Source organism: Pseudoclavibacter sp. AY1H1, assembly GCF_002931055.1.
Classification (GTDB): Bacteria; Actinomycetota; Actinomycetes; order Actinomycetales; family Microbacteriaceae; genus Pseudoclavibacter.
This window is the reverse complement of sequence record NZ_PSXX01000003.1, coordinates 73,112-85,929: the sequence shown is the minus strand read 5'-3', so window position 1 is coordinate 85,929 and position 12,818 is coordinate 73,112. Positions and strand designations below refer to the sequence as shown.

Below are 12,818 nucleotides of genomic sequence, written 5' to 3'. Positions count from 1 at the left end.
AAGCGAGGTGGTGTGGATGCGGGTGCCGGCTAGGACCTGGCGAGCAGCGCCACGGGGTACTGCTGCAGGAGCGCGGCGAGCGGGACGTCCTTGCCGCCGGTGAAGACGGCTGCGGTGAGCTGGTCGATCCACTCGCCCTCGGGGAGGGGGATGGTCGTGCCGATCCATCCGCCGCCCTGCTCGAGGCCGATGGGGAGACGCGTGCCGATCGTGATGGCACCGCCCCGCGAGAACGCGAGTGCGTGCTCTGCCGCCGGCCCGTCGGCGGTGATGCCCTCGTACTCGGTGAAGAGCTCCGGTCGGCTGCGGCGCAGGCGCAGGCAGGCCGCGGTCACGAGCAGCTTCGCGGCACCGGAGTCGTCGATCGCGGGGACCGCTCCGTGCAGGATCGCGTCGAGCGCCGCAGTGCGCGACGAGTAGTCGACGCTCTGCCGGTTGTCTGGGTCGACGAGGGTGCGCGTCCACAGCTCCGTGCCCTGGTAGACGTCGGGGATGCCCGGCATCGTGAGCTGCACGATCTTCGCGGTCAGCGAGTTCGACCAGCCCGCCTCCTGCGTCTCGGCGACGACGTTCTGGACGACGTTCGACGCGACGGGGTTGTCGAAGACGGCGTCGACGGCCGCGTGCAGCTGCCCCTCGAACGTCTCGTCCGGGTTGGTCCAGCTCGTGTGCAGGTCGGCCTCGCGCGCGGCCTTCTCGAGGTAGTCGGTGAGGCGCTCGCGGGATGCGGGCCAAGCGCCGACGATGGCCTGCCAGGTGAGCTGCGCGAACGCGTTGTCGTCGATGGGGGCCACGTTCTGGAGCTCGGCGACGCTCTCCGCCCAGAACTCGGGGACCTCGCTGAGGGCGGTGATGCGTGCGCGGGTGTCCTCGCCGCGCTTCGTGTCGTGGGTCGACAGCGTGGTCATGGCGTCTGGCCAGTCACGGGCGCGTGCCGTCTGGAGCTCGTGGAACCGCTCCGGGGTGATGGAGAAGACGTTCGGGTCGCCGCCGACCTCGTTGAGGGAGGTGAGGCGTGCGTAGCGGTAGAACGAGCGGTCTTCGACGGCCTTCGCCATGATCATGCCGGTGGTCTGCTGCAGGCGCAGCGCGGCCTCGGCTTCTGGCGCCTCGAGGAACGGCAGGATGCGGGCGATCGACGCCGCGAGATCCGGTCGCTGCTCGGTGGCGGCCTTGGCCGCATCGGCGAGGTGGTTCGCGCCCGTCGGAAGGTAGCTGCGGTACACGCTGAAGTGGGCGGCGATCTCGGCGACGGAGTCCTCGATGAGGTCGTCCTCGAGGCCCGTCGCGCGCAGTTCTCGCGCGATGCGGCGGATCTCGGCGTTCAGTGACACGTCGGCCACGGCGCGCTTCGCCTCGTGGATGAGCTGCTCCCAGTCGACCGGGTCGCCGTCTGCTCCCGCCGCGAGCTCGTCGAGCGGCTCCTCGGCGTCGGCGTCGACGAGCACCCGGTCGATCTGGCCGAGCGCGTCGTAGCCGGTCGTCCCTGCCGTGCGCCAGTCGGCGGGCAGCGCCTCGTCGCCCTCGAGGATCTTCTCGACGAGCACGTACGCTCCGCGCGTTCGGTCGGCGAGATGGCGCAGGTAGCCGCCCGGGTCGCGGAGTCCGTCCGGGTGGTCGATCCGGAGCCCGTCGACGAGGCGGTGCCGCATCCAGTCGAGGATCTCCGAGTGGGCTTCCTCGAACACGTGCTCGTCTTCGACGCGGATGCCCGCGAGCGAGGTGATGGTGAAGAAGCGGCGGTAGTTGAGGCGACTGTCGCCTTGGCGCCAGTGGATGAGCTGGTAGTGCTGGTTGTCGAGCACTTCCCGCACCGATGCGCCTTCGGGTGCCGAGCCTTCCGCGAGCGGGTACTCGGTGGAGTGGTAGCGCAGCACGCCGGCCTCGGTGTCGACGGTCACGTTGCCGATCGCGTCGCCCCGCTCCCTGGGCATGTCGTCGTCGCCGACGGTGGGGATGAGGAGCTTGCCGCCGCCCGCCTCCCAGTCGATGTCGAAGGACTCGGCGTGCGCGGCCTGCTGGCCGTGCTCGAGCACATCCCACCACCACGGGTTGTCGCGTGGTGTGCCGACTCCCATGTGGTTCGGGACGATGTCGACGAGCACGCCGAGGCCCAGCTCGCGGGCCTTCGCGGAGAACCGCTCGAGCCCCTCGCGCCCGCCACGTTCGTCGTCGACCCTCGAGGGGTCGACGACGTCGTAGCCGTGCGTGCTGCCTGGGGTCGCCTGGAGGATGGGCGAGAGGTACACCCATCCCACGCCGAGCCGCTCCAGGTAGGGCAGCTGCTCGGTCGCGGCGTCGAGGTCGAACTCCGACGTCAGTTGGAATCGGTACGTGCTGGATGGGATGCGCATCATGGTCTCCGTGGCGCGAGGTGCTTCTGAGATGGCTCTGGCGGGGTCAGCTGCCGAGGGGCGGCCGCGTGATGATGGGGATGGGGGTGGTCATCGCGGCGACGGAGGCGGCGACCGAATGGTCTGGCTTCTCCTTGAGCTCGGCTTCGCGCAGCACGACGAGCGAGCGCGGCTCGAGTGGGATGGTTGCTCCCGGCTCGACGGCCTCGAGGTCGGTGTGCATGCCGGAGGTGTCGATGACGATGTCCCAGTGGGAGGTGATCTCGACGCTGGGGATGGTCGCCTCGACGACCGTCTCGCTGGCGTTGAAGTAGACCATGAAGCTCACATCGGTGATCTCCTCGCCCCGCTCGTCGCGTCCGGCGATGGCGTTGCCGTTGAGGAACATGCCCATCGACTTCACGAACTCGGCGTTCCAGTCTTCGGATGCCATCTGCGTGCCGTCGGTCGAGAGCCACACGATGTCGGGCAGCGCGGATCCCTCGGCGCGCTCCTCGACGCGGCCGTTGAAGAAGCGGCGTCGACGGAACGTCGGGTGGTCGGCGCGCAGCTGCGCGACGGCCCGCGTGAACTCGACGAGCGGCTCGTCTGCGTTCTCCCAGTGGACCCAGCTGATCTCGCTGTCCTGCGCGTAGGTGTTGTTGTTGCCGTTCTGGGTGCGCCCCAGCTCGTCGCCGTGGAGGAGCATGGGCACGCCCTGGCTGAGCAGCATCGTCGCGATGATGTTGCGCTGCTGGCGGGCCCGCATGGCGTTGATCTCGGGGTCGTCGGTGGGGCCTTCGACGCCGAGGTTGTAGGAGCGGTTGTGACTCTCGCCGTCGTTCCCGTTCTCGCCGTTGGCGTCGTTGTGCTTCTCGTTGTAGGAGACGAGGTCTCTCAGCGTGAAGCCGTCGTGGGCCGTGACGAAGTTGATGGAGGCGAAGGGGCGGCGTCCGGAGTGCTCGTACAGGTCGGCGGAGCCGGTGATGCGGCTCGCGAATTCGCCGAGGGTCGATGGCTCGCCTCGCCAGAAGTCGCGCACGGTGTCGCGGTACTTGCCGTTCCACTCTGTCCACTGCGGTGGGAAGTTGCCGACCTGGTAGCCGCCGGGGCCGACGTCCCACGGCTCGGCGATGAGCTTCACCTGCGAGACCACCGGGTCCTGCTGCACGAGGTCGAAGAACGTGGACAGCTTGTCGACGTCGTGCAGCTCGCGCGCGAGGGTGGAGGCGAGGTCGAAGCGGAAGCCGTCGACGTGCATCTCGGTGACCCAGTAGCGCAGCGAGTCCATGATGAGCTGCAGCGAGTGCGGGTGGCGCATGTTGAGCGAGTTGCCGGTGCCCGTGTAGTCGGTGTAGTAGCGCTTGTCGTCGTCCTCGAGCCGGTAGTAGGCGGCGTTGTCGATGCCGCGGAAGCTGAGGGTCGGGCCGAGGTGGTTGCCTTCTGCCGTGTGGTTGTAGACGACGTCGAGGATGACCTCGATGTTGTTGGCGTGCAGGGTGCGCACCATCGACTTGAACTCCTGCACCTGCTGGCCTGCCGTGCCCTGGGAGGCGTAGTCGGCGTGCGGGGCGAGGAACGAGATGGTGTTGTACCCCCAGTAGTTGCGGAGTCCCTTCTCGATGAGGGTGCTGTCCTGCACGAACTGGTGCACGGGCATGAGCTCGATGGCGGTGACGCCGAGCCGCTTGAGGTGCTCGACGATCGCGGGGTGCGCGATGCCGGCGTACGTGCCGCGGATCTCCTCGGGCACATCCGGGTGCAGCTCGGTGAGCCCCTTGACGTGCGCCTCGTAGATGAGGGACTCGTTGTAGGGGATGCCGGGCTTCCGGTCGCCAGCCCAGTCGAAGTAGGGGTTGATGACAACGCCCTTCATCATGTGGGGCGCTGAGTCGAGATCGTTGAACGAGTCGGGGTCGCCGAAGTTGTAGCTGAAGAGCGACTGGTCCCAGTCGATCTCGCCCGTCGTCGCCTTCGCGTACGGATCGAGGAGGAGCTTCGCCGGGTTGCAGCGGCTTCCGTTGATCGGGTCGTAGTCGCCGTGCATCCGGTAGCCGTACTGCTGGCCGGGTTGCACGTGAGGGAGGTAGGCATGCCAGACGTGCGCATCCTGCTCGTAGAGCCTCACCCGCTCCTCGTTGCCGTCGTCATCGAAGAGGCACAGCTCGACCTTGTGGGCGGCCTCGCTGAAGATCGCGAAGTTGGTGCCACTTCCATCGAACGTCGCTCCGAGGGGGTAGGCATTTCCGGGCCACGTTTTCATGCACGCTCCTATTGCTTCATCGAAGAACATCGCGTGTGGATGCAGGCACTAAAGCTACCAAAGGGTGGGAGCGCTCTCGCCCGCAAGCACACAGGACTTCTCCTGGTTGGCAGGCATGTCGACGACCTACGCTGGCCGCATGACGAACCTCACACAGAACCTCACGGACTCGGTCAAGAAGCTCGGCGTCACCCTCGCCTACGGCGAGAAGGTGGAACTCGGCAAGTCCACGATCCTTCCGGTCGCTCTCGTCTCGTACGGCTACGGCGGTGGTGAGAGCACTGAGGAGGGTCAGGAGAACTCGTCAGGCGGCGGTGGCGGCGGGATGGCCGTGCCGGTCGGCGCGTACGTGGATGACGAGTTCGGCACGAGCTTCCGGCCGAACATCATCACGCTGCTCGTCGTGTCGATTCCGCTGGTGTGGACGGTCGGGCACGCGCTCCCGCGTCTCATCAAGGCGCTCAAGAAGTAGCTCAGGCGCGGTACGGCCTATACTCGGGGGTGTTCACGGGAGTCCGGTAGTCCGGGCTGAGAGGAAGGCTCAAGCCTTCGACCGTCAAACCTGATCTGGGTAATGCCAGCGCAGGGAGGCACATCTCCGAGCAGGGTCGCCCACGGCTCTGCGCCCGTGCACTTTCACTCGAAAGGGCACACAGCATGACAACTTCCCCGACTCCATCTCCGACTGCGGCAGCGCAGGTTCCGGCTCAGGCGAAGGCGCCGAAGAGCCGCTTCCGCTGGCGGGTCATCGACATCGTCACGGCGGCCGTTCTCGGTGTCGCGACGGGCCTCATCTTCGTCTTCTGGAACAGCGTCGGCTACCTGTGGTTCACGACGATGGACGCATTGACGCCGGGCTTCGGTGGCATCGCGGTCGGCATCTGGCTGCTCGGCGGCGTGCTGGGCGGGCTCATCATCCGCAAGCCGGGGGCTGCGCTCTTCGTCGAGGTGCTCGCGGCGTGCGTCTCCATGCTGCTCGGCAGCCAGTGGTCGATCGAGACCGTCTACTCGGGTATCGCGCAGGGCCTCGGTGCTGAGCTCATCTTCGCGCTCTTCCTCTACAAGCGCTTCGGTCTGAGCGTCGCGATGCTCGCGGGCGCTGGTGCTGCCGTCGCCGCGTGGGTGCTCGAGCTGTTCCTCAGCGCGAACATCGAGAAGGGCCCTGAATTCCTGACGATCTACCTGGTCGCTGTCGTGGTCTCGGGTGCGGTGCTGGCGGGAGTCGTCGGCTGGCTGCTCACGCGAGCACTCGCCGCGACCGGCGCGCTAAACCGCTTCGCGGCGGGCAGAAGCGCGAAGCGAATCGGCTAGCGGTCGTGGGCGCGAGAGTCGAGGCGAGGGGGTGGGGCTGGCGCCACGCCGATCGGGCGAAGCTGGCGGTCAGCCAGCTCGACCTGACGATCGAGCCCGGAGAGGCCGTGCTGCTGCTCGGGCCGTCGGGGGCGGGCAAGTCCACGCTCCTGGCGGCTCTTGCCGGGGTGCTCGGCGACCACGAGGACGATGGCCAGGAGCTGGGCTCGCTGCTGGTCGACGGCAGGCATCCGACGGATGCGCGCGGCGCGGTGGGGCTGGTCCTGCAGGATCCGCAGGCGAACACGGTGCTCGCCCGAATCGGCGACGACGTCGCGTTCGGCTGCGAGAACCTCGGTGTGCCGCGCGCCGAGACCTGGGTTCGGGTGCGCGAGGCGCTCGACGCCGTCGGGCTGCGGATGCCGCTCGACCGCTCGACCGCGCAGCTGTCCGGCGGTGAGCGCCAGCGCCTCGCGATCGCGGGCGTGCTCGCGATGCGGCCGAACCTCATCCTGCTCGACGAGCCGACCGCGAACCTCGACCCGGCCGGTGTCGAGGAGGTTCGCGAGGCGGTTGTGCGTGCCGCGGAGGTCACCGGCGCGACGCTCATCGTCATCGAGCATCGGGTGGATGTGTGGCGTTCGAGCGTCGACCGGGTCGTCGTACTCGGCACCGAGCAGCACCTGCTCGCAGACGGTGCCCCTGACGTGATCCTGGAGGAGCAGCGGGAGTCGCTCCTCGCGGCGGGTGTGTGGATAGGCGGCCACGAACCCTCGGTTCCCCGGGGCGAGCGTGCCCCGGGGGAGGACCTGCTCGTCGCCGACGGCCTCGGGTTCGGGCGTGCCGACCATCCGCTGCACACGCAGTTCGGCGCGACGCTGCGGGCGGGGGAGTCGACGGTGGTGCTCGGGCCCAACGGCGCGGGCAAGACGACGCTGGCGCTGACGCTTGCTGGCCTGCTCAAGCCGGTCGCGGGCGACGTGCGTGCGAGCAGTGCCCTGCGTGAAGCTGGCCAAGACGCTGGCCGTCGACGGGGTGGCTGGGCGCTCGACAGGTTCCGCGCGGCGGGCCCGGTCGGCCCGCATCCGTCTGCCTGGCGTTCCCGTCAGCTGCTGACGAGGATCGGCACGGTCTTCCAGCAGCCCGAGCACCAGTTCGTCGCGGGCACGGTGCGGCGCGAGCTCGAGGTGGGACCGGATGCGGTGGGGCGCGGCAGACGCGAGACGAGCGAACGCGTCGACGAGCTGCTCGCGGCGCTGCGCCTCTCGCACCTCGCGGAAGCGCACCCCTTCACGCTCTCCGGCGGTGAGCAGCGTCGCCTGTCCGTCGCGACGGTGCTCGCGACGGCGCCTCGGGTGCTCATCTTCGACGAGCCCACCTTCGGGCAGGACCGCAGGACCTGGACGGAGCTCGTCACGATCATGTCTCGCCTCGTCTCCGAGGGGCACTCGCTGGTCTCCGTGACTCACGACGAGCAGCTCGTGCGTGTGCTCGGCGACCAGCGCATCCGCATCGAAGCTCACGACCGCAAGAACGAGAAGGTGCCAGCATGATCGGCAGCGGCGCGGGCGTCGCCTCGGCGGATTCCCGCCCGGCACGGTCGGCCACATCGCCCCAGGTCGATGCCGACGGCGTGCCGCTCGAAGTGCTCCCCGTCGGCGGACGGTTCCTCGACCGCGTGAACCCGGTCACGCCGTTCCTGGCGGCGGTGCTGTACTCGATTCCCCTGCTGACGACGCTCGATGTCGTCTCGGCGGCCGTCGCGCTGACGCTCTCGCTCCTCGCCTTCGGCGTCGCCGGAGTGCGCCCCATGGAGGTCCTGCGATCGAGCTGGATCCTCCTCATCGCCGCCCCCGTCTCCGCCACGAGCATGCTGCTGTACGCCAAGCCCGGCGGGGCGAGCTACGGGCAGTTCCTCTACGCGAACATCACCGACAACTCCATCCAGCTCGCGATCGCCGTCGGCGTGCGCGTGCTCGCGATCGGCGTGCCGACGCTCGTCGCGTTGAGCCGCATCGACCCGACCCGCCTCGCCGACGGTCTGGCGCAGGTCGCGCACCTCCCGGCGAGGTTCGTGGTGTCGGCGCTCGCGGGCATCCGCCTCTTCGCCGTGTTCCGCGACGACTGGACGGCGATGAGCCAGGCGCGCCGCGCTCGCGGTCTCGGCGACTCGGGTGCCATCCGACGGTTCATGACGATGGCGTTCGCGCTGCTCGCTCTCGCGCTGCGACGGGCTGGGACACTGGCGACCGTCATGGAGGCTCGCGGCTTCGGCGCCGAGGACATCACGCGGACGTGGGCTCGCCCCTCACGTCTCGACTGGCGGGACCTCGTTCTCGTGCTTGCGGCAGTGGTCATCGCCGGCGCGGCTATCGGAGTGGCCGTCGCGGCGGGGTCGTACCGGCTCGTGGGCAGCGCGTGAGCGGGGTCGCGGCGCTGCTGGACCGCGTGCTCGCGGATGCCCGCGGCTCGCGCCCGGTCGTGATCATCGACGGCGGGTCGGGCTCGGGCAAGACGACGCTCGCGGGGGAGCTGCTGGCGGAGTTCCGGGCGCGCGGCTTCGAGAGCGCGCAGCTGGTGTCCCTCGACGACGCCTACCCGGGCTGGGGTGGCCTCGCTGCCGCCTCGCAGGCGGTGCACCGCGACATGCTCCATCCCGAGCAGCTGGGGCCTCCGCACCGCCCCGGCTATGAGAGCTGGGATTGGGCGGCGGATGCGCCCGGTCCGTGGCGCGAGCTCGATGGCTCCGCGCCGCTCATCGTCGAGGGCTGCGGTTCGCTGTCGCACGAGAGCGCGCCCCTCGCGACGACGAGCGTGTGGATAGAACTCGACGAGGCCCACCGGAAGCCGCGGGCGCTCTCGCGTCCTGCAGACGTCGGCGTCTTCGCGGAGTTCTGGGAGATGTGGGCGGCTCAAGAGCGCGAGCACTGGCGACGCAATGCGCCGTTCCTGCTCGCCGACGTCATCATCGAGGCCGTGCCCGGCGCGTGACGGGGTTTCGCGGCGGGAGCAGTGCCGTCAACGCGGGCCGGTGCCCGTCTGGTCTGAGCTCTGCCGGCGGCGAGCGCGCACGTAGCGCACGGTGAAGATCACGGCGATGACCAGCCCCACCAGCGCCGCGAGCAGCCAGATGCCACCGACGATGAGGCCGTAGACGGCGTCGTCGTAGTCGATGCTGGTGCCGGGACCGGCGTCGAGGGAGAGGCCGGTGCCGATGCTGTCGGCGACCGGCCGCAGCAGGAGACCGGCGAGCGCGCCGACTCCCGTCGCGAGGGGGATCGCGAATGCCCACCCCCAGAGCACGGAGCCGAACGTCGGACCGGCCGCGCCTGCTGTGCGACGAGCGGCCTGGATGCTCCGCGCCCCGAGCAGGATCAGCACGACGAGGCCGGCACCTGCCGAGACGAACATGGCCCAGAACGCGAACGCGGAGAGCAGCGTCTGCCCGGTCTCGACGAGCGGTGGGATGGGCCCGACGGCGTCGACCGTGATGCTCGCGGCAGCAAGCGCCGAGAGCAGACCGGTCACGGCCATCCACAGTGCGAAGGCTGGTGCCGCCAGGACGAGGACGATTCCCCAGAGGAGGCGTCCTGGCCGGAGGGGCCCGCGGGCTGGTGGCGTCTGCTGCATCCGGGAAGCGTACCGGGGACGCGCGAATCGGGAGGCTCTACGCCCAGCCGAGCTCGTGGAGCTGCGCGTCGTCGATGCCGTAGAAGTGCGCGATCTCGTGCACGAGCGTCGTGTGCACCTCGTCGCGGAGGGTCTCCTCGTCGTCGCAGATCGACAGGAGCGGTTCGCGGAACAGCACGATGCGGTCGGGCAGCTCGCCGAAGCCGTACTGGCCGCGATCCGTGAGCGCGAACCCCTCGTAGACGCCGAGCAGGTCGAGCGAGCCGTCCTCTGGCCGGTCCTCGACGACGAAGATCACGTTGTCGAGGCCGTCGACCATCTCGTCCGGCAGCTCATCGAGCTCGTCGACGACCAGGGCCTCGAAGTTCTCCCGCGACATCTCCATCCGCTCATTGTGTCGCAGGGTGGCTGGACAGGGACCGGCGGCGAACCGAACTTGCACTGCGAGCGCAGTACAAGTTGTGCTAACTTCGCAACACAATATTTTGTCCGCACCGCGCGAGCGGCACCTTCGGAGGCATGAGTGATCGACCCAATTCTCAACTTCATCCGCAGCCTCTCTTCCGGGGTGCGGGAGTTCCTGCCGCTGGAGGTGGCCATCACCTTCGGCTTGGTCCTGTTCGCCGTCTCGTGGGTGAGGCCGCGCCGAATCGTCGCGCTCCCTGATTCGGGTTTCAGGCGGACGGTGCTGCTCTGGTGCGGGGTCGGTGGCTGCCTCCTCATCGTGGCCGTGGCGACGCTCACGAGCGCCCTCGCTACCGCTGGAGGAGGATCTGACGTCTCCGGTTTCGATGGATGGTGGCGTCGGCCCGCTCCACTTGTCGCCGCGATCGTGGTGGTCGCAGTGGCCGGTCTGGCTCTGCGTTCGGTCCCGCTGACAGCTCCCGGCACGAGGGCCCTCGCGCCTCGGAGACGCTGGAACGCCTTCGCTCCCGGTCTGTGGCTCTGGGTGGTGCGATTCTCAGCCGTGCTGATCGCCGTCACTGCGCTCTGGCAGATCCTGATCGCCGTCTCGGCACCGCCAGAGGGTCCGTTCTTCGGCGACGTGGCTCGCTACACCACGCTTCCCATCTATTCGCACTTCAACGGCAGCTTCGGATACCTGGCGGGTGCCGGCTGGCCCAACCACCTGGCCACGCTTGCCACGCTTCTTGCCGCGGCGGGTGTCTTGATCTGGGTGCTGAAAGCAGACGCGAACCGCCCCGAAGCCCTTCCCGCAGCCACGCTCAAGACCCATCGCGACGCGACCGCGCGCGTGCTGACGCTCATCGTCCTCGCGGGACTGGTCACCACGTTGGGTGCTGTCTGGATGCACGTCGGCTCCACGAGCACGATGACGGTCGGTCTTGACGAGCGCTGGGTGTCAGCGGAGGTCTCCTACCCGCAGCTCTACATCGAGGGGGGCTTCAGCGCGCTGTCGTACCCGATGAACGTGACCGGGTATCTGCTCCAGGGGGTTGGGGTCGCACTCGCGCTCAGGCTCGCGGTGGACACCGTGCGTGCTGCCGCGGCGCGGCCGGCCGCAGCCGCAGCGGGGGCATCGGTCTCGGCGGCCGCGCGTTGACCGTGTCAAAGTCTGCCGAGGATCTCGCGGAGTTGTTTCGAGGTGCTATTCGATCTGGCGTTCTCGGTGACGGCGAGAGGCTTCCCACGGTGCGGCAGACCGCACGCGACTTCGAGGTGGCGCAGGCAACGGCGGCAAAGGCGTATCGCTCGCTGGAGCGGGAAGGGCTCGTTGTCACTCGCACTGCGGCGGGGACGCGTGTGGCTCCCGGGGCATCCCGAGCGCCTCAGGCGGTGATCGAGCACATCCGTTCGCTGCTGGATGCGAGCCGTGAAGCCCGGGTGCCGCTCGATGACGTCGTTGCGATTCTCAGGACAGTCGCCGCTCAGGAGTCAGGCAGCCGCGATGGTTTGCGCGAACCTGAGTGACACCGCGGGTTCTTCGCCTCGACCCCCAGGTGAGTTCACGCGTCTCTAGGCCTGCGCTGAGGCGTGGTCGTAGGCGAGGGGGAGGAGCTCGCGTGCGACCACACTGATCAGGCCGTCAGGCCCGGGCAGGATCACCCGAATGTCGGGGTAGTGGTCGGCGAGCACCTGGCGGTCACGCCCGCAGGGGCTCATCACCCCGCGGCCGTGGTTCGCGACGGCGACGATGTGCGTCAGCTCGAGGGCACCGGCAGCGCGGGCCGAGCCGAGCGCCACCAGCTCGGCGCAGGGCCCGCCCGTGAAATGGTGCAGGTTCACGCCGACGTGCACCCGGCCGTCCGCCGCGCGCACGGCAGCCCCTACCGTGTGGATGCCGTCCTCATCCGGCCCAGCATCCGTCGTCGCATCGATCGTCGACCGGGCGGCTTCGACGAGCTCGAGCTCGCCTTCCGAGACGGGCCGGGCGGATGCGAGTTCGAAAGCGGTCATGACGCGAGCCTAGGAGATGTCCTCGAGAGGGTCGTCCGGCTCGATACGGATGCTCCTCGCTAGGGTGCCTCTGTGACCGATGACGAATGCTCCCGCCCGCAGGAGTGGCGAGCTGCGCACGCCGCCGCCATGGTCGGCTGGGACTTCTCCGCCCTGGACGGGCGCATGACCGCCGACGAACCCCGCTGGGACTTCACCGCCGAGTGCCGTGCCGCGATGGCGACTGCCACGCGCATCGCCGACCTCGGCACGGGAGGGGGCGAGCGGCTCATCGAGCTCATCGACGACCTCGGCGCCGCCGCCGAGTCCCTGGCCATCGCGGCAACCGAGGGGTGGGAGCCGAATATCGAGATCGCGAGGCGGAACCTGGCGCCGTTCGGTGTGGACGTGCACCGCTACGACTCCGAGGTGGGTGACTCCCTGCCGTTCGAAGACGCGTCGCTGGACCTCGTCGTGTGCCGCCACGAGTCCTTCGACGCCGGGGAAGTCGCCCGTGTGCTCGCGCCGGGCGGCCGGTTCCTGACCCAGCAGGTCGACGGACGGGAAGCGCACGAGCTCCGGGAGTGGTTCGGCGGCGACCCGCTGCACGACGACGTGACGCTGGCGAACGCGAGCAGCGAGGTGGCAGCCGCCGGGCTCCGCATCGAGCTCGCCGACGAGTGGACTGGGCGGATGACGTTCGCGGATGCTCGTGCGCTGGTCGAGTACATGGCCCTGGTGCCGTGGGATGTCCCAGGCTTCGAGGTCGACGCCAACATCAGCACGCTGCGTCGCCTCGACGCAGCGCGGCCGATCAACGTCACGCAGCGGCGGTTCCGACTGGCCGCAGTGCGCGACTGAGCTGCTCGACGCGCCGGAGCGTCCGCGCTCGCTGGCGTGGTGCG

The 12,818-nt window shown here is 69.1% G+C and carries 13 protein-coding genes and 1 riboswitch; of the genes, 8 read left to right on the top strand and 5 right to left on the bottom strand.

All coding sequences use genetic code 11. From position 1 onward, the window contains the following. Positions 1-29: 29 nt before the first annotated feature. A complete protein-coding gene (gene treY, locus C5E05_RS07180; protein WP_104341615.1) occupies positions 30-2,354 on the bottom strand; it encodes a malto-oligosyltrehalose synthase in 2,325 nt (774 codons plus the stop codon). A 46-nt stretch (positions 2,355-2,400) separates the two neighbouring features. After that, positions 2,401-4,596 (bottom strand): glycogen debranching protein GlgX, encoded by a 2,196-nt coding sequence (gene glgX, locus C5E05_RS07175; RefSeq protein ID WP_104306264.1) that lies wholly within the window; start codon positions 4,594-4,596, stop codon positions 2,401-2,403. 139 nt (positions 4,597-4,735) lie between these two features. Here glgX and C5E05_RS07170 point away from each other — a divergent pair, with 139 nt between their 5' ends. From C5E05_RS07170 to C5E05_RS07150, 5 genes are all read left to right on the top strand, one after another. Continuing rightward, positions 4,736-5,068, top strand: coding sequence for a hypothetical protein (locus C5E05_RS07170; RefSeq protein ID WP_104298986.1), 333 nt, complete (start codon positions 4,736-4,738; stop codon positions 5,066-5,068). A 24-nt stretch (positions 5,069-5,092) separates the two neighbouring features. Beyond that, positions 5,093-5,202: riboswitch (TPP riboswitch) on the top strand. 51 nt (positions 5,203-5,253) lie between these two features. Next, entirely contained in the window at positions 5,254-5,907 is a 654-nt protein-coding gene (locus C5E05_RS07165) for an ECF transporter S component (RefSeq protein ID WP_104341518.1), read from the top strand. Between the two features lie 5 nt (positions 5,908-5,912). Beyond that, positions 5,913-7,439: an ABC transporter ATP-binding protein gene (locus C5E05_RS07160; protein ID WP_258064788.1), complete on the top strand. Its 1,527-nt coding sequence runs from the start codon at positions 5,913-5,915 to the stop codon at positions 7,437-7,439. After that, positions 7,436-8,308 (top strand): energy-coupling factor transporter transmembrane protein EcfT, encoded by an 873-nt coding sequence (locus C5E05_RS07155; protein WP_146081062.1) that lies wholly within the window; start codon positions 7,436-7,438, stop codon positions 8,306-8,308. The genes C5E05_RS07160 and C5E05_RS07155 overlap by 4 nt, the downstream gene beginning before the upstream one ends. Then, complete coding sequence (locus C5E05_RS07150) at positions 8,305-8,877, top strand: ATP-binding protein (protein WP_258064787.1); 573 nt, start codon at positions 8,305-8,307, stop codon at positions 8,875-8,877. Before C5E05_RS07155 ends, C5E05_RS07150 begins: the two co-directional genes overlap by 4 nt. 27 nt (positions 8,878-8,904) lie before the next feature. Here the strand turns inward: C5E05_RS07150 and C5E05_RS07145 are convergent, their stop codons facing one another. Next, positions 8,905-9,516 (bottom strand): hypothetical protein, encoded by a 612-nt coding sequence (locus tag C5E05_RS07145; protein ID WP_104341516.1) that lies wholly within the window; start codon positions 9,514-9,516, stop codon positions 8,905-8,907. 37 nt (positions 9,517-9,553) lie between these two features. Beyond that, entirely contained in the window at positions 9,554-9,901 is a 348-nt protein-coding gene (locus C5E05_RS07140) for a metallopeptidase family protein (protein ID WP_104240722.1), read from the bottom strand. Between the two features lie 138 nt (positions 9,902-10,039). Between C5E05_RS07140 and C5E05_RS07135 the strand changes: the two genes are divergently transcribed. Together C5E05_RS07135 and C5E05_RS07130 are read left to right on the top strand one after the other, a co-directional pair. Then, positions 10,040-11,080, top strand: a complete 1,041-nt coding sequence (locus C5E05_RS07135; protein ID WP_104341515.1) for a hypothetical protein — start codon at positions 10,040-10,042, stop codon at positions 11,078-11,080. A 2-nt stretch (positions 11,081-11,082) separates the two neighbouring features. Beyond that, positions 11,083-11,448, top strand: coding sequence for a GntR family transcriptional regulator (locus tag C5E05_RS07130; RefSeq protein WP_258064800.1), 366 nt, complete (start codon positions 11,083-11,085; stop codon positions 11,446-11,448). Between the two features lie 45 nt (positions 11,449-11,493). Here the strand turns inward: C5E05_RS07130 and C5E05_RS07125 are convergent, their stop codons facing one another. Then, on the bottom strand, positions 11,494-11,934 hold the full coding sequence (locus C5E05_RS07125; RefSeq protein ID WP_104341513.1) for a cytidine deaminase: 441 nt from the start codon (positions 11,932-11,934) through the stop codon (positions 11,494-11,496). Positions 11,935-12,006: 72 nt separating this feature from the next. Between C5E05_RS07125 and C5E05_RS07120 the strand changes: the two genes are divergently transcribed. After that, positions 12,007-12,774, top strand: a complete 768-nt coding sequence (locus tag C5E05_RS07120; RefSeq protein WP_258064786.1) for a class I SAM-dependent methyltransferase — start codon at positions 12,007-12,009, stop codon at positions 12,772-12,774. The last annotated feature ends 44 nt before the right edge of the window (positions 12,775-12,818 follow it).